Annotated in this window: 13 protein-coding genes, 1 tRNA gene and 1 pseudogene; 5 read left to right on the top strand and 10 right to left on the bottom strand. The window is 61.9% G+C overall.

Annotation, left to right across the window (positions count from 1 at the left end):
- Position 1: 1 nt before the first annotated feature.
- The 4 genes from QQM37_RS00310 to QQM37_RS00295 are packed head-to-tail and all read right to left on the bottom strand — an operon-like array spanning position 2 to position 6,424.
- Positions 2-3,109, bottom strand: coding sequence for a type I restriction endonuclease subunit R (locus QQM37_RS00310; RefSeq protein WP_285723888.1), 3,108 nt, complete (start codon positions 3,107-3,109; stop codon positions 2-4).
- Positions 3,106-4,341 (bottom strand): restriction endonuclease subunit S, encoded by a 1,236-nt coding sequence (locus QQM37_RS00305; protein ID WP_285723886.1) that lies wholly within the window; start codon positions 4,339-4,341, stop codon positions 3,106-3,108. Before QQM37_RS00305 ends, QQM37_RS00310 begins: the two co-directional genes overlap by 4 nt.
- A complete protein-coding gene (locus tag QQM37_RS00300; protein ID WP_285723884.1) occupies positions 4,338-4,859 on the bottom strand; it encodes a hypothetical protein in 522 nt (173 codons plus the stop codon). Before QQM37_RS00300 ends, QQM37_RS00305 begins: the two co-directional genes overlap by 4 nt.
- Positions 4,856-6,424, bottom strand: coding sequence for a type I restriction-modification system subunit M (locus QQM37_RS00295; RefSeq protein WP_285723882.1), 1,569 nt, complete (start codon positions 6,422-6,424; stop codon positions 4,856-4,858). Before QQM37_RS00295 ends, QQM37_RS00300 begins: the two co-directional genes overlap by 4 nt.
- 455 nt (positions 6,425-6,879) lie before the next feature.
- On the opposite strand from QQM37_RS00295, the gene QQM37_RS00290 reads away from it, so the two are divergent.
- Positions 6,880-7,302, top strand: coding sequence for a hypothetical protein (locus QQM37_RS00290; protein WP_285723880.1), 423 nt, complete (start codon positions 6,880-6,882; stop codon positions 7,300-7,302).
- Positions 7,303-7,379: 77 nt separating this feature from the next.
- Here the strand turns inward: QQM37_RS00290 and QQM37_RS00285 are convergent, their stop codons facing one another.
- A complete protein-coding gene (locus QQM37_RS00285; RefSeq protein WP_285723878.1) occupies positions 7,380-8,210 on the bottom strand; it encodes an ImmA/IrrE family metallo-endopeptidase in 831 nt (276 codons plus the stop codon).
- Positions 8,207-8,560, bottom strand: a complete 354-nt coding sequence (locus QQM37_RS00280; protein ID WP_285723876.1) for a helix-turn-helix domain-containing protein — start codon at positions 8,558-8,560, stop codon at positions 8,207-8,209. The genes QQM37_RS00285 and QQM37_RS00280 overlap by 4 nt, the downstream gene beginning before the upstream one ends.
- Positions 8,561-8,805: 245 nt before the next feature.
- On the opposite strand from QQM37_RS00280, the pseudogene QQM37_RS14450 reads away from it, so the two are divergent.
- Positions 8,806-9,988, top strand: a pseudogene (locus QQM37_RS14450) (integrase core domain-containing protein).
- Between the two features lie 56 nt (positions 9,989-10,044).
- Here the strand turns inward: QQM37_RS14450 and QQM37_RS00260 are convergent.
- Positions 10,045-10,118, bottom strand: a tRNA-Pro gene (locus QQM37_RS00260).
- A 232-nt stretch (positions 10,119-10,350) separates the two neighbouring features.
- Here QQM37_RS00260 and QQM37_RS00255 point away from each other — a divergent pair.
- Positions 10,351-11,133 carry a hypothetical protein gene (locus tag QQM37_RS00255; protein ID WP_285723871.1) on the top strand — a complete coding sequence of 261 codons (783 nt, stop codon included), beginning with the start codon at positions 10,351-10,353 and terminating at the stop codon, positions 11,131-11,133.
- 215 nt (positions 11,134-11,348) lie between these two features.
- The gene (locus tag QQM37_RS00250) at positions 11,349-11,558 is read left to right on the top strand and encodes a hypothetical protein (protein ID WP_285723869.1); all 210 of its coding nucleotides are present in this window, start codon (positions 11,349-11,351) and stop codon (positions 11,556-11,558) included.
- A gap of 19 nt (positions 11,559-11,577) precedes the next feature.
- Here the strand turns inward: QQM37_RS00250 and QQM37_RS00245 are convergent, their stop codons facing one another.
- Positions 11,578-12,255, bottom strand: coding sequence for a TetR/AcrR family transcriptional regulator (locus tag QQM37_RS00245; protein ID WP_285723867.1), 678 nt, complete (start codon positions 12,253-12,255; stop codon positions 11,578-11,580).
- A 75-nt stretch (positions 12,256-12,330) separates the two neighbouring features.
- Between QQM37_RS00245 and QQM37_RS00240 the strand changes: the two genes are divergently transcribed.
- A complete protein-coding gene (locus QQM37_RS00240) occupies positions 12,331-13,119 on the top strand; it encodes an SDR family NAD(P)-dependent oxidoreductase (RefSeq protein ID WP_285723865.1) in 789 nt (262 codons plus the stop codon).
- 117 nt (positions 13,120-13,236) lie between these two features.
- On the opposite strand, the gene der is transcribed toward QQM37_RS00240, so the two are convergent.
- Together der and QQM37_RS00230 are read right to left on the bottom strand one after the other, a co-directional pair.
- Complete coding sequence (gene der / locus QQM37_RS00235) at positions 13,237-14,751, bottom strand: ribosome biogenesis GTPase Der (RefSeq protein ID WP_285723863.1); 1,515 nt, start codon at positions 14,749-14,751, stop codon at positions 13,237-13,239.
- Positions 14,748-15,389: a lysophospholipid acyltransferase family protein gene (locus tag QQM37_RS00230; protein WP_285724011.1), complete on the bottom strand. Its 642-nt coding sequence runs from the start codon at positions 15,387-15,389 to the stop codon at positions 14,748-14,750. Before QQM37_RS00230 ends, der begins: the two co-directional genes overlap by 4 nt.
- Between the last annotated feature and the right edge of the window lie 57 nt (positions 15,390-15,446).

Genomic DNA, 15,446 nt, shown 5'->3' with positions numbered 1-15,446 from the left:
CCTATTTTTCGCCCCTTTCGGCAGCCAGCCCAAAGAATCGCTCGAAGTACTCGCCGAGCTTGGCGAGAACACGCTGCTTCTTCTCACTGTGACCTCCACCGCCAGCGAAGCGGGATGCGGGCGGGAGTACCTTGGTGATCGCGGTGCCGGTGGTCTGGATGCTGCCATCGCGGAAGGCCCGGTCAACGAACTCGCGAGTCTCGTCGGGCCGGAGGTTCTCCTCATCGATGATGCGGTCAATCTCGGCGGTGCGCTGGGTGGCGACGAAGGCGTTCCATTCTTCGTCGACGGCGCCGGTCGCGGAGACCTTGTCGACGAAGGCCTCGATGAGGTCCTTCTTGTTCCGCAGGCTCGGGCTGGAATCGACTGCCCGAGCGATTTCAGCGCGGATTTCCTTATCTCGTCCGTCGCCGCGTTCGTCGCGATATTTCTGGACCAGCAAGAGAATGTAGTCAACGTTGATCTCAACCTGCTTGATCAGCTCGATCTCGAACACGACGTCGTCGTTGATCCGTTCTTTGTCCGCAGCCTTGTCCTTGCGGAACTCAGCGTAGAGGTCGAGGTAAATGCTGCGGTAGTCCTGCATCTGCCGTTCAGTGAGAATCTCGTTGCCCTCGAAGTCGTCGAACGAGGTCAGGATGTTCTGCAGCCGCAGGATCGCACCGAAGAGGGCGATGAAGTCCTTCTGCGCCTGTTCCCCGATAATCGGTCGGCCGAGCGGGAACCGGTCAAGCAGCTCGGTGATCTTCTCGGCATAGTCCGCGTAGTACTCCCGGTAGGGCTTCAACAGCACCACGCCTTGGGCGTTCTTGTTGCCGAACAGGGCGATGGCATCGTTGGTCTGCTGCTCCAGGTCACGGAAGCTGACGATGTTGCCATAGGTCTTGACCGAGTTCAGGATCCGGTTCGTGCGCGAGTACGCCTGGATCAAGCCGTGGGAGCGCAGATTCTTGTCCACCCAGAGCGTGTTCATCGTGGTCGCATCGAACCCAGTGAGGAACATGTTCACCACTATGACGAGATCGATCTCGCGATTCTTCAACCGGAGCGAGAGGTCCTTGTAGTAGTTCTGGAACTTGTCTGCCGAGGTGTCGTAGCTGGTACCGAAGAGGTCGTTGTAGTCCTGGATCGCATCCTCCAGGAAACCCCGCGACGAGGTATCGAGCGCGTCGGTATCGAAACCCTCCTCGTCGAGGTAGTCATCGCCCTCCGCCTCGTTTGCGGCGAAGGAGTAGATCAGGCCGACCTTTAGCCGCGCGGATTCGGGCAGATCCTGCTGCGCAATAGCGAAGGCGTTGTAGTAACGCTTCGCGGCGTCGATCGACGCCGTCGCAAACAACGCATTGAAGCCGCTGACCCGGGTGCTTGCTTTGACTTCGCTGACCCGGTTCCGACCAGCGGCGACCGCCGCGACGTTGGATACCCGTGTATGCGCGTAGTGGTTGGACCGGCGGGTCTTCTGCTCGAAGTGCTCAAGGATGTAGGCCGTGACCTGGCGGATCCGTTCCTTGTCGAGCAACGCTGTCTCGGCATCGATGCCGCTGACCTGTTTGTCCGTGATGCCCTCAGGCAGTTTGACGGTGTTGACGTAGTCGATGCGGAACGGCAGTACGTTCTTGTCGTTGATCGCATCCACGATGGTGTAGGTGTGCAGTTTCTCGCCGAACGCCTGCTCCGTGGTCTTCAACTGCGGGTTCCCACCGGACCCCGCGTTCTCGGCGAAGATCGGGGTCCCGGTAAAGCCGAAGAGGTTGTACCGCTTGAACGCCTTCGTGATGGCAGTATGCATGTCACCGAACTGGGAACGGTGACACTCATCGAAGATCAGCACCACGTGGCCGTCGTAGATCGAATGACCCTTGTTCGCGTTGATGAACGTGGAGAGCTTCTGGATCGTCGTGATGATGATGTTGGACCCAGGATCCTCCAGCTGACGCTTCAAAACAGCTGTGGAGGTGTTCGAGTTGGCGGCGCCCTTCTCGAACTTGTCGTACTCACGCATGGTCTGATAGTCAAGGTCCTTGCGGTCGACGACGAACAGCACCTTGTCCACGCTCGGCAGCCGCGACGTCAGCTGAGCGGTCTTGAAGGAGGTCAGGGTCTTCCCAGACCCAGTGGTGTGCCACACATACCCGCCCGCGGCGATCGTGCCGAGCCGCTTGTAGTTGGTGGAGATCTCGATCTTCTGCAGGATCCGCTCGGTCGCCACGATCTGGTACGGGCGCATCACCATGAGCATCCGATCGGCGGTCAGCACGCAGTAGCGGGTCAGGATGGCCAGCAGCGCGTGCTTGGCGAAAAATGTCTTCGTGAACCCGGCGAGATCCGTGATCGGGGTGTTCGCGGCGTCGGCCCACCATGAGGTGAACTCGAACGAGTTGCTCGTCTTCTTCACCCGCTTACGCCCGGTGTCGTCATCGATGTGCTGACGACGGGTGGTGTTGCTGTAGTACTTCGTCAGTGTGCCGTTGCTGATCACGAAGAGCTGAACGTAATCGAACAGGCCGCTACCAGCCCAGAAACTGTCCCGCTGGTAGCGGTCGATCTGGTTGAAGGCCTCACGGATATCCACCCCGCGGCGTTTCAGCTCGATATGCACCAGCGGCAGACCGTTCACCAGCACGGTGACGTCGTACCGGTTGGAGCGGGCCGCACCGCCCTCCCCCTTGGCGATCTCGTACTGGTTGATTACCTGCAGCCGGTTGTTGTGGATGTTCTTCTTATCCAGCAGCGCAATGTTCTTCGTCGACCCGTCGTCCCGCTTGAACGCGTGGATGTGGTTCTCCTGAATACGGACAGTCTTCTCCACTGGACCGTCGTTGGCCCCGGCGATGTACTCCGCCAACAATCGATCCCACTCAGCATCCGAGAACGACAGGCCGTTCAACGCCTCGAGCTGAGTCCGGAGGTTCGCCAGCAGGTCCGCCTCGGAATGAATCGTCAGGTATTCATAGGCCTGCCCCTGCAGCAGCCGGATAAACTCCCGCTCAAGATCCGCCTCCGACTGATACGCAGCAGCACCCGTGCTGTCAGGAATGAACTCAGCAACGACAGTCGACTCAGAGGAGACTGCGATCGGCTCGTAACGGCGCACGGCGATGTCACTCATGCCGTGGCCTCCTGGAACGTCAGGAGCTTGTCACGGTAATACGCATACTGCTGACGACGTGCGTTCAACTCGGCTGGGAGACCAGTGCTGAGGTCGTTCACCAACGCATCGAAGCCATCAAGGATTCCCACAATTCGCTTCTGCTCAGAGAGCGAAGGAATCGCTACTTTCCATGACGCCATTCCCGCGATAGGGATCCGGTCTACGGTCGAACCCTGAACAGTCATCATTTTGACCGTCTGCTGGAACTCTGGTCCCAAGTACAAGAGGGTCAGGAAGCGCGGGTCAACTTTGTCCCTTCGAGGTCGAAGCAATCCCATTCGACGCCCGAGAGCAGCAGGCTCGTCTCTGTCCCAATAGGCCGCCTGGCCCAAACGAGTTTCGTATGAGAACATCGTGTCGCCGACCTCGGGAGTAACCCGGCGCGTCCACTTCGGATATTCGTCGACACCGAGGTGTGCAGACTCGCTGAGATCAAATCGACCATTCTTCAACGAAGAAATACTCAAATACCATGGCCCAGTGGCGGTCTTCTTCGGCGTTGCATGTGGACCATCGAAGATCTCTGCGATTTCACCAAGTTCAGTACGTACCCACTCCTGTGTTGATGCAAGCACCGACGCCCAGTAGAAGGCATGCTGAACTCGCCGAGCCTCCAGCTCAGCCTCCAGCTCAGCCTCCAGCTCAGCCTCCAGCTCAGTAAAGTGATCCAAGATTCTCACGATCTCCCGCTGCACCTCGAGAGGCGGCACCGGAACTCGAACTTTTGCGAGCTGCTTCGCCGAGACATCGATGACCTTGGTACCGGTCGCGAGTGCCCTCTTCTGACTGAAAAACGACTCGGACTGAAACCAGTACGAGAGGAACTTCGGGTCCTGGTCATGTCTGATCACGGTGGCGTGCCCGCCAGTGACAATCTCTTCGATACCAAGCCAGGCGACGGCTTTGCCGACATCTTCGAGGTTCTCACTGGTGTTGGTGATGATGATGTCGCCCGGGTCCGCTTTAGCTAGCTTCACCGCGGTATCTGGAGCAACGTAGGAGAAAGTGCTGGTCGCCCACGTTCCGTAGCGGGTGTAGATCTGGCCGTAGTGAATCGCGCCGACTCCTTCGTCTGTGAGGTCGGACTTCGGCATGCCGTTGCCACGGACAAGCTTGGCGATGTCACCGAGTAGCTTGAACTGGACCCCGTTCGGCGCCAGTTCCTTGATCAGATCGTCAACGTGGCTCATAACATCGCCCCTACGCGCAGCTTGAGCTCCTGCAGAGCGCAAGCTGAAACGTAGGCCCTGTCCCGTCGCTGGACGAGCTCAACAAGTGTCAAGATAGAGGCTTTGAACTCGTCCATGTTCGTCTGCGTGGCGAGATACGGCTGATCCACACGAGTTTCCTTGTCACGGTTCGGCCGCCATCCAAAGAACTGGTCCCCCGGCTGCGCAGGCCAGAGGTTGTGAATGTAATCATTGCGCTTGCGCAGGGCGGTCTCAACGTCCGTGAAGTATTGGAACAGGATCTTCTTGTTTTCGTCCTCGCCGACCGGGGCCAGCGCTTTGCAGGCCTTCTCAATGAGTTGGCCCGCGCCGAGCTGAGTATCCGCGTTCTGCGGCAGGTTCATCATCGTCTGGTAGATCATAAAGGTCTGATGCTCAATCAGGGCGGAGAGGCCCGCGATTCGACCGATCGCACTGTAAAAGTCTTCGTCGTGTGTCCCGAAAACGCTGTCAGGGACTCCGAATCGATCGATACTCACGAAACACCCTCCAGATCGGCCACAATGACGTCAATGGCTATGCGAAGCTCGGCCTGGCGGGCAACGATCCGGGCGATCTCTGCGTTCAGGGTAGTGATGTCAACGGCTTCACGGGTGTCTTCGCCGTCGACGTAGGAGGAAACAGAGATCAAGTAGTCACGCTCGGCGATCTCCGTGTTCGCCACGACCTTGGCGAAGTGATCGATGTCCTCACGCTTGATAAAAGCGTCGAGAATCTTCTGGCGGTGAGGTCCGGTGAGCTTGTTCTTGTTACCGACTCGGGTGAACTCCGCTGAAGCATCGATGAACAGGACATCGTTGCTCTTCTTGGACTTCTTGAGCACGAGGATGCAGGTTGCAATGGTGGTGCCGAAGAACAGGTCCGGCGGGAGCTGGATGACCGCGTCGACGTAGTTGTTGTCGATCAGGTACTTGCGAATCTTCGCCTCTGCCCCACCCCTGTAGAGGATGCCAGGGAACTCAACGATCGCGGCTGTGCCGTTCACGGCGAGCCAGGACAAAATGTGCATCGTGAATGCCAGGTCGGCCTTCGACTTTGGCGCGAGAACGCCGGCCGGCGCAAACCGCGGGTCATTGATCAGCAGCGGGTTAGCGTCGCCGTCCCACTTGATTGAGTAGGGCGGATTGGACACGATCGCGTCGAACGGCTCGTCGTCCCAGTGCGCCGGGTTCAGCAGCGTGTCACCGTGGGCTATATCGAAGAGCTCATAGGGGACGTCGTGCAGAAACATGTTGATTCTGGCGAGGTTGTACGTGGTCAGGTTGATCTCCTGGCCGTAGTACCCGCGCCGGACGCCGTCCTTGCCGAGGACCTTGGCGAACTTCAGCAGCAACGATCCCGAACCACAAGCCGGGTCATAAACCTTGTTCACCTCGGTCTTGCCTACCACGGTGATTCGGGCCAGCAGCTCAGAGACTTCTTGCGGAGTGTAGTACTCGCCACCGGATTTGCCCGCGGCTGCCGCGTACATCTGCATCAGGTATTCGTAAGCGTCCCCGAACGCGTCGATCTCATGATTCGCGAAGTCGCCGAGGTCGAGATCACCAATCGCGTCAAACAGCTTCCGGAGCCGCTGGTTACGCTGCGCAACTGTGGAGCCGAGTTTATTGGAGTTAATGTCGATGTCGTCGAAAAGACCCTTAATGTCATCTTCACTATCGGCACCAATAGCTGAGCCCTCGATGTTCCGGAAGACCCGGTCGAGAGTCTCATTCAGGTTCTCATCGGTGGCAGCACGCGCGCGGACATTGACAAACAGCTCAGAGGGAAGGATGAAGAAGCCCTTCTCCTCCACTGTGTCCATGCGACCGAACTCCGCATCGCCATCGGAGAGCAGGGTGTAGTCGAAGTCCACGACCCCGGCCTGGTGTTCAAGGTCACTGAGATAAGCAGCGAGATTCTCGGAGATGAACCGGTAAAAGAGCATCCCCAGAACATAAGACTTGAAGTCCCAGCCATCCACCGAACCACGAAGGTCATTCGCAATCCGCCAGATCGTCTTGTGTAGCTCGGCACGCTGAGCTTCCTTGGTCACGGGTGGCATCGCTGTCCTGTTCTCCTTGCGCAGAGGCGTTACATACTTCCCCTCAGGGCAAGTGCTCCCAACCTACCAGCGAGCCCCGACGCTGAGACCATGACAGGCACAAGCACATCTCAGTTGACGGTCTTGAAGCAACAAAAATCCGCCCTGCCACCGGACTATTCCCAGTGTCAGAGCGGATTTTCATCGGTCGGGCTGACAGGATTTGAATTTGCGCCACCCCTGACCCCGGTGACCAAAATCCCTGATCACGCCTGGTTTCCGCGCCTCTCCGCGGGCCAGATCATGCAACACCCATCATGAGATGCGTGGTTTGCCTGATTATGGTCCCTGTTTGGTCCGGAGGCCTACAACCAGCAGGGCAGGTCCATCAGACCGGTGGTGTCAAGTGGGGCTAGACCGTCATCGAGCCCTCGGAGTCGTTCATAGAGGCCACGCATCGCTTTCCTATCAGGCACGTGTTCGCCACCCGCGGCCCTCTTAAGCACGGTGAGCGTGCTGATCAGCCCGATACTGCCGACCGGATGTCCGGCTGCGTGGCGGCGTTGAAGTCGCTGTGCTTCTCGGCCAGCCGCCCTTCTTCCGTCTCCGTCGTCGATAAGAACAAGAACGCTATCGCCTCGTTCGGCAGCGACGACGGCATGCGCGATCACCATCGTCTCGCCAAGATCTTTTCCAGATCGCATACGCCGTTCGATCGGCATCTCAGCGATTCGGTGCACCGCGGCAGCCAGTTCGTCCGTGACATCATCGGAGAGTACCTCAATGAACTGGGAAGGAAGTTTGTTCCACACCCGTTCTGCCGCCGCGAACCGCTTGTCCTGGCGTGCTTTGTTCAGGATCTCATGCTCGACGACCTCGGGAACGCTGAGCGGGCCTAGAACACTGAACAGCAGGCGCTCCTTGTTGAGAGAGAAGAAGTTGATGCCTGGTCCAGCATCCATGATGGGACGCTGACTCATGAGGATGGGTCCTCGTCCTCCAAATCGCTGAGGTCGATCTCTACGGCAGGCAGATCCTCGACGTCAATGTCGGGCACGTCGCGCAGGATGGGGACAATCCCGGCTTCCTCGAGTTCGGAGATGATGCCCTCAAGGCTGACACCGCGGAGCGTAGCGATGGTTTGAGCACTGACGACGCCTTCGGCATAACCTGCTATGGCACGCGTTAGCAGCAACTGCGGTGGCCGTAAGCGGTAAGCATCGTCTTGGAGGGCCGAATATTGATCTGTCCATCCGTAGCGCGTCGCAAGGTGGGGTGTGCTGAGCTTTATCCACTCTTTCGCAGTCGCGGAGCTTACATATCCGCTGTCCCGCAGCACAATTCCGGCGATCGCCGGAGAGACGAGGAAGCGTTGCACCACTGCAGAGAGATCAGCCTCGGACACCGCGACTCGATCTCCAAGAAGCTCCTTGACGCCTTCGATGGGCGCCAATAGGTGTCGCGCGAACGCGTCCGCCCGGATCTCTTCAGGCGACCGTGCACTGAACTCAACAGTCTCACCCCAGTCCTCGAAAACAAGGTGCCCGAGTTCATGCGCGAGTGTGCTGCGCTGCCGCATCGGATTACGACTGCGCGCAACACCTACGAAGACGACGCCGCGGGCAGGGTCACACATCGTCAGCCCGTGCTCATCTGCCGCAGCATCAAGGATCGCGACATCATAGCCGGTGGTCTGCTCGATCAACGCAACGAGATCGCCCAGGGGCTGAACCCCGAGCCGATGGACCCGGCGAAAATCCTCCGCCGCGCCCCTGGCTTGCTGTTCCGCGTTCGGGGTCGAGGTCATCGCACGCCGGGAATAGCCTGATCGTGGAGATAGGCGTCAAGTTCGATGAAGTGCAGCAGCCGCTGGCGCATGACGTCCATGCTTGAACCGTTGGTAGCGCGGGCCGCGCACCGCACCCGGTCAGCCATGGCACTACCGGCCAACTGGGCGACAGTGCAGCCAGTCGCATCTGCGATCAAGATGATTTCGGTCATCTTTGCAGGCCTGCTGCCCGAGAGGATGCGGCTCAGCGTAGCTTGCGAGATGCCGGTGCGGTCTTCAAGGGCACGCTGGGACAAACCAGCGGCCTTGCGCGCACTCTCGATCGCCGCGCTCATGTTTGATGTCATCACAGTCACCTCCTGAATCACTTTTTCAATGATGATTCAGTTTAGCTCGCGGCAGCACAGAGATCCAGTCCGCGCTGTGCGGGGCTGTCCCGGGACACCCCATGGAACGATCACGCGGGACTACCAACCCCGGGAAACAAAAAGTCCCGGGACATCGAGTGAACGATGTCCCGGGACTTCACATGGTCGGGCTGACAGTGTCCTGGTCCGGGACATGGGAATGGGGTGTCTCGGGTCATTGGAATGACTGGTAGCCATGCTGGAGCATGAACAAGCAGCGTCTCGTGATCACGGCTGTGCTGGCCGGCCAGTCTCAGTCCGCCACGGCCCGCCGGTACGGCGTGTCCCAGGGCTGGGTGTCGAAGTTGATGGCCCGATACCGGGTCGAGGGCGAGGGCGTGTTCAGCCCGAAGTCCCGGCGCCCGGGGACATCCCCGAATGCAAGGGCGCCGGAGGTAGTGGACCTGGTCGTTCAGATCCGGCGCCGGCTGGCCCGGGCCGGCCTGGACGCCGGGGCGGACACCATTTCCTGGCACCTGCAGCACACGCACAAGACCATCGTGTCCCGGGCCACGATCCACCGGATCCTGGCCCGGGCCGGCCTGGTCGTTCTTGATCCGGGTAAGCGGCCCAAATCTTCCTACACCCGCTTCCAGGCATCCCGGCCCAACGAGTGCTGGCAGTCCGACTTCACCCACTACCGGCTCACCGGTACCGGGCCGGGTCCGGAGGTGGAGGTCATTGCCTGGCTCGATGATCATTCCCGCTACCTGCTCCACCTCAGTGTTCACGCCCGGATCACGGCCCGCATCGTCGCCGAGACCTTCCACGCCACGGCGGCCCGGCATGGTTACCCGGCCGAAACGCTGACCGATAACGGCATGGTCTACACCGTCCGCCTGGCCGGGGGGGGAAGAACAAGGGTGGACGGACCATCCTCGAACACGACCTCCGCCGACTGAACATCATCCAGAAGAACGGCCGGCCCAGCCATCCCACGACGCAGGGCAAGATCGAACGGTTCTGGCAGACCCTCAAGAAATGGCTCACGGCCCAGCCCGCGCAGCCAGCAGCGCTGGCGGTGCTGCAGTCCCTGCTGGATGCGTTCAGGGTCGAATACAACACCCGCCCCGCACCGGGCCCTGCCACACCGGGCCACCCCGGCCGCGGTCTACACGGCCGGCCCCAAGGCCGCCCCGGGAGGAAACCGGGCTGTGGACTCCCATGACCGGGTCAGGGTCGACCGTGTCGGCACGACCGGGACCGTCACGCTACGGGTCGCCGGGCGCCTGCGCCACATCGGTATCGGCAGAACCCACGCCGGAACCCACGTCAAACTTCTCATCCACGATCTGGACGTCACGGTCATCAACGCCGCCACAGGCGAACTCCTGACCGAGCTCACGATCGACCAAACGCGACTACCAACCCCGGCAAACAAAAAAATAGCTTGAACCCACACAACGTGGGTTCAAGCTATTCCAATGTCCCGAGACATCACACGGTCGGGCTGACAGGATTTGAACCTGCGACCCCCTGACCCCCAGTCAGGTGCGCTACCAAGCTGCGCTACAGCCCGAACATCAACTTCACCCGAGTCACCCCGGCGAAGCCAACCTGAAAATCATACCGTATGGAGCGCACCGCCCCGAACGCGACGCACCGCTCCCCGCATGACCCGGCTGCAGGAACCCCCGCATCCGCCGCAGCACGCACACCTGAGGCAACCTGCCGTTCACTCCGCGTTCAGTCCCCCACGCTACGGTTCCCTCGCCCCCACGTACCAATGAATGAATCACTGAAGGAACCTCATGGATCGCCGTCGCTTTCTCTCTACCGCCGCCGTCAGTACGGCAGCCGCATCGCTGCCTCTGCTCGCCGCTCAACCCGCTTTCGCGGACTCCGCAGGCTCCGCCGACGCACAGGGCAAGAAGCTTGATCGCCTGAAGCTGGACGCCCTCAGCCGCGAGCTGAACGACCCGGCCACGGCTGCCGTCATCGAGCCTCATCTTCAGGACGTCGGCTTCACCTGGCACCCGCCCGTCACTCCGGTGGCGAACATCGACTACATCGTCGCCTACTCCTTCGGCAACCGCGCGCCCGCTGGCGGTGGCGACCCGGCCAAGGTCCTCTACGAGCCCGGCCCCGTCAACGAAGCCCTGGCAGACACCATCGCCGCCATCCGGAAGCAGAAGACCGTTCCGGTGTTCGCGCAGTGGGAGATCGCCCGCTTCCTGACCTCTAAGTACTCCATGACCCAGGTCACGTCTATCGACCCGGTTATCGCCAAGGACGGCACCATTACGTACCTCAGCACAGATGGCGTTGCCGCCCAGATGGTCGCCCTCCGCGGCACCTCCGGCACCGCGGGCGTCGTCGGCTTCCGCGATCACGTCAAGCGCTGCGTCCAGACCACCCACGACCGTGGGATGACGGCCTTCGCACCCCAGGGCTTCGAGATGCCTGGCACCTATGATGCCCAGTCCGGCCAGCCCTGGACCCGGCGCCGCGACCTCTACCTGCTGCACGACATGTACGCTCAGATGGCCGTCCTGCGCGCCAAGGCGATCGCCGCAGCCTACCCGAACGGCTGATCCGCGGCCCTGGGTAGGTTGCCCAGTCCTAGGAAAACCGTGGCATGGCACAGCTACTGACACGCCTCCCGCAGCCACCTAACGTTGTAGGCAGAGGCTCGATCAGGCAGATTTCCGGTCGAGACACTCCACCATCCGCACGCCACAGATGCCCACATCCAGGGGCATTCACGGGCGTGCACCAACGACAGAAGAGAACTGTGGATACCTTAAGCATGATGGCTTGTGTAGTCATCAAATCCGTCAACCCCGAGGCGCTCAGCGCACTGCCGAATGCCCCCGTCATCGCCCCGGCCCCCGCTCGACACGCGCGGGGACGAACACTCCGCCTGCAGGCGGGACTGGCCAGCCTGCTCCATCGGCTCGCCTGGGCCATTGAACCCCGCCCTGCCACCCGCCAGGAGTGCTCTTCAGCTCAGATGTGACCTTGGTTCGAGGGGCACTCTAGCGCAGGGTACCCCTCGACCGGGCCACCACACCGGCAACAAACAGATCGATCGAGCTGGCATAGAACTCGTCAGCGTCCTCCAGCGCAGTCAGTGGCCCGGCGGCGGCAACGATCCGCGGGTACCGCCCCTCCGGAAGCTCCCGGATCGCCTGCTTTTTCTCCGCCAGATGGCACTGCCAGGCATCGGCTGCGCCGGAGGCACCGTGACCGAGCACTCCGAACCGCGACTCGCCTGTCACCATCGTCACGCACAGATCCATCCCGGTCCGCACAATATTGGCGGCCTCCGCCACCGAGCACCCCGCCCGCGCCAGCAGCTCCAGGCTGCGCTCGGTCAGTTCCTGCCCCCGCACGACGGCCAGCATCTGCGCGGGCACCAGCGGCGTCGATTCCGGATGTGCTCGCAAAGCGCGCACGATGGCGGCCAGAATCTCCGTCAGCCCCGCCCCGATCTCGCCGAGCTCACCGTCAGGCAGGTCGATGGACTCCACCACGGCGCGCCCCATAGCGTCCAGCAGGGCATTCTTATTCTCAAAGTGCCAGTACATGGCCATCGGCGTGACCCCGAATTCCCCGGCAATCCGGCGAATCGTCACGGCTGAAAGCCCCTCGGCATCCGCAATATCCAGAGCCGCACTCACCACTGCATCGGGGCTCAGCCGGACCTTTTCCATGCCCGCACTTTACCATGTATAGGAATTGCTATACGTTGTATATCGACAGCAGGACGCCTTCAGAAAAGAGTTCCCATGAGCACCCTCGACATCGCCGGACAGACCATCCTCATCACCGGCGCATCCTCGGGCATCGGCACCGGCTACGCCCGGGCCTTCGCCCAACGCGAGGCCAATCTGGTGCTCGTCGCCCGGCGCGGCGAGGCGCTGCGCACGCTGGCCGCCGAGCTGACCACGCAGTACGGCGTGAAGGCCGAGGTCGTCGAGCTGGATCTCACCTCTCCCGGTGCCACGGAGACGCTTATCGGCCTACATCCTCAGATCGACGGGCTGGTGAACAATGCCGGCTTCGGCACCTCCGGCGTACTTCAGGAGCAGGATGCCGCTCGGATCCACCAGGAGATCCAGCTCAACTGCGGCGTTCTGGTGGACCTGACCCGCGCCTACCTGCCAGGCATGCTGGAACGCCAACGCGGCACGATCATCAACGTCGCCTCCACCGCGGCCTTCCAGCCCATCCCCGGCATGGCCGTCTACGGCGCCACCAAGGCGTTCGTGCTCTCCTTCACCCAGGCACTCTGGGGCGAGGTCCAGAGAAACCCGGGCAACCAAGAAAACAATATTCGCGTGCTGGCCATCTGCCCCGGCGCCACCAGCACCGAGTTCTTCGACACCGCCGGTGCCAACGCCGCCGTCGGCCGGATGCGCAGCGTGGACCAGGTGGTCGCCACGACCTTCCGCGGCCTGGAGCGCAACCAGCACAGCACCGTGGACGGACTCGCCAACCGGATCCTGGCGCAGTTCGCCCGACTGGCACCCCGGAACCTCGTCATCCCGGTGGTCCAGCGCATGATGCGCGGCTGAACACCATCGCAAAAGCAGGCCCGGCAAAAACGCGAACGTTAACGGAAAAAGCACCCGCGATTGCGGGTGCTTTTTCCGTTAACGTTCGCGAAACCGACAGAATCCGTCAGAGTGCGGCTACCGGGTGCGCTTGCGCTTCTCCCGGACCCGCATCGAGACCTCGATGGGCGTGCCCTCGAAGCCGAAGGTCTCGCGCAGTCGGCGCGTGATGAAGCGGCGGTACCCCGGGTCCAGGAAGCCCGTAGTGAACAGCACGAACTTGGGCGGCCGGGCGGACGCCTGGGTCCCGAAGAGAATCCTCGGCTGCTTGCCACCGCGCACAGGGTGCGGATGTGCCGCCACCAGCTCGCCCAGGAAGGCGTTGAGCCGGCCCGTGGGGATGCGCTTGTCCCAGGATTCCAGCGCGGTATCCAGCGCCGGGAGCAACTTGTCCTTGTGCCAGCCGGTCTTCGCGGAAATGTTCACCCGTGGCGCCCAGTCCAGGTGCGCCAGATCCTGTTCAATCTCCCGCTCCAGGTAGCGGCGACGCTCATCGTCGAGCAGATCCCACTTATTGAACGCCAGCACCAGCGCACGGCCGGATTCAACGGCCAGCTGCAGAACACGCACATCCTGCTCGCTGAGCACCTCATCCACGGCCAGCAGCACCACGGCCACCTCGGCCCGGTCCAGAGCAGACTGGGTGCGCAGCGAGGCGTAGAAATCCGCGCCCTGCGCCATATGCTGACGACGCCGGATGCCGGCGGTGTCGACAAAGCGCCAGGTCCGGCCGCCGAGTTCAATGAACTCATCCACCGGATCGCGGGTGGTGCCCGCCAGGGGGTCCACGACCACTCGGTCGGTGCCTGCCAGCTTGTTCAGCAGCGAGGACTTCCCCACGTTCGGCCGGCCGATCAGCGCCACGCGACGCGGCCCACCGGAGCGGTCAACGGTCTCCACCCCGGAGAACTCCGGCAGCACTTCCATCACGCGATCCAGCAGATCCGCGACGCCGCGCCCGTGCGCAGCAGAGACCGGCCACGGCTCGCCCAGACCCAGGCTCCACAAGGAGGCCACATCGGAATCGGTGCGCTGGTCATCGGCCTTGTTACCCACCAGGATCACCGGCTTTTTGGTCCGGCGCAGCATCTTCATCATCGCTTCATCCATGGCTGTGGGACCGACCGTGGCATCAACCACAAAGAGCACGGCATCGGCAAGCTCCACGGCCAGTTCCGCCTGCTCCGCCACCCGCTGATGGATGCCCTTGGCATCAAACTCCCAGCCGCCGGTGTCCACCAGGGTGAAGTCGCGGCCGTTCCACTCCGCCGGGTACATGACGCGGTCCCGGGTCACCCCGGGGGTGTCCTCCACCACAGCTTCGCGGCGACCCAGAATACGGTTCACCAGCGTGGACTTACCCACATTGGGTCGACCCACGATGGCGAGGACCGGGTCCAGCCCGCCATCCTCCTCAAGGTCAAGGTCACCGTCCAGACCGGCCAGCAGAGCGGCATCGTCCTCATCCAGCTCATAGTCGGAGAGACCGGCGCGCAGTGACTCGGCGCGACGCTCGGCCTCCACCTCATCCAGGGTGGCGAGCTTCTCCGCTACCTGATCCGGGCCGCTGGGTTCAAAATCTCGTTCGGTCATGATTCGCTCTCGTTCTCTTCGGTCGAGCTGTCGGCCGGGAGCTCCTGGCCGGAAAATTTCACAGATTCGCGGATGTGATCGGCCAGCGCCAGCTGAATCCGCTCCGCAGCGGCGTCCATCGCCGCCCGGCCGCTGAGCCCCGGTGTCTTCTCCAGGGTCAGCGGATCGCCGAAGGCGACGTGGAAGTGCCGCCGCAGCTTCGGGATGACATCCCGGTGTTCACCGGAGACGCGGGTGCCGAGCACAGCCACGGGCACGACGACGGCCCCCGAGTTCAGTGCCAGCCAGGCCACCCCGCTGTTCACACTGGAGGCGTCGCCGCTGCCGCGGGTGCCCTCGGGCAAAATGCCTACGCAGTCACCGCGCTCCAACACGGCCTTGGCTGCCTGCAGAGCAGCCCGGTCGCCGGAACGGTCAATCGGGATCTGTCCGGAGGCGCGTAGCACCCGGCCCAGGAAGCCCTTGAACATGGAATCGCGCACCAGCACGTGCATGTACCGGTTACTGGCACCGACCATCACCGGCCCGTCCAGGTAGCTCAGATGGTTCGCAGCGAAGATCACCGGCCCGGTGCGCGGTACCTTGTTCAGCCCGTACACCGTGGTCCGGTAGGTGACATGATCCAGAATCCGGCCCACCGGACGGGACCACCAGGTGCGCCAGCGTTCCGGGACGCGACGTTCCTGCAGGCGCTC

Origin of the sequence: Psychromicrobium xiongbiense, assembly GCF_030271165.1 — a bacterium.
Taxonomy (GTDB): Bacteria; Actinomycetota; Actinomycetes; order Actinomycetales; family Micrococcaceae; genus Renibacterium; species Renibacterium xiongbiense.
This window is presented reverse-complemented; position numbering and strand designations above follow the sequence as displayed.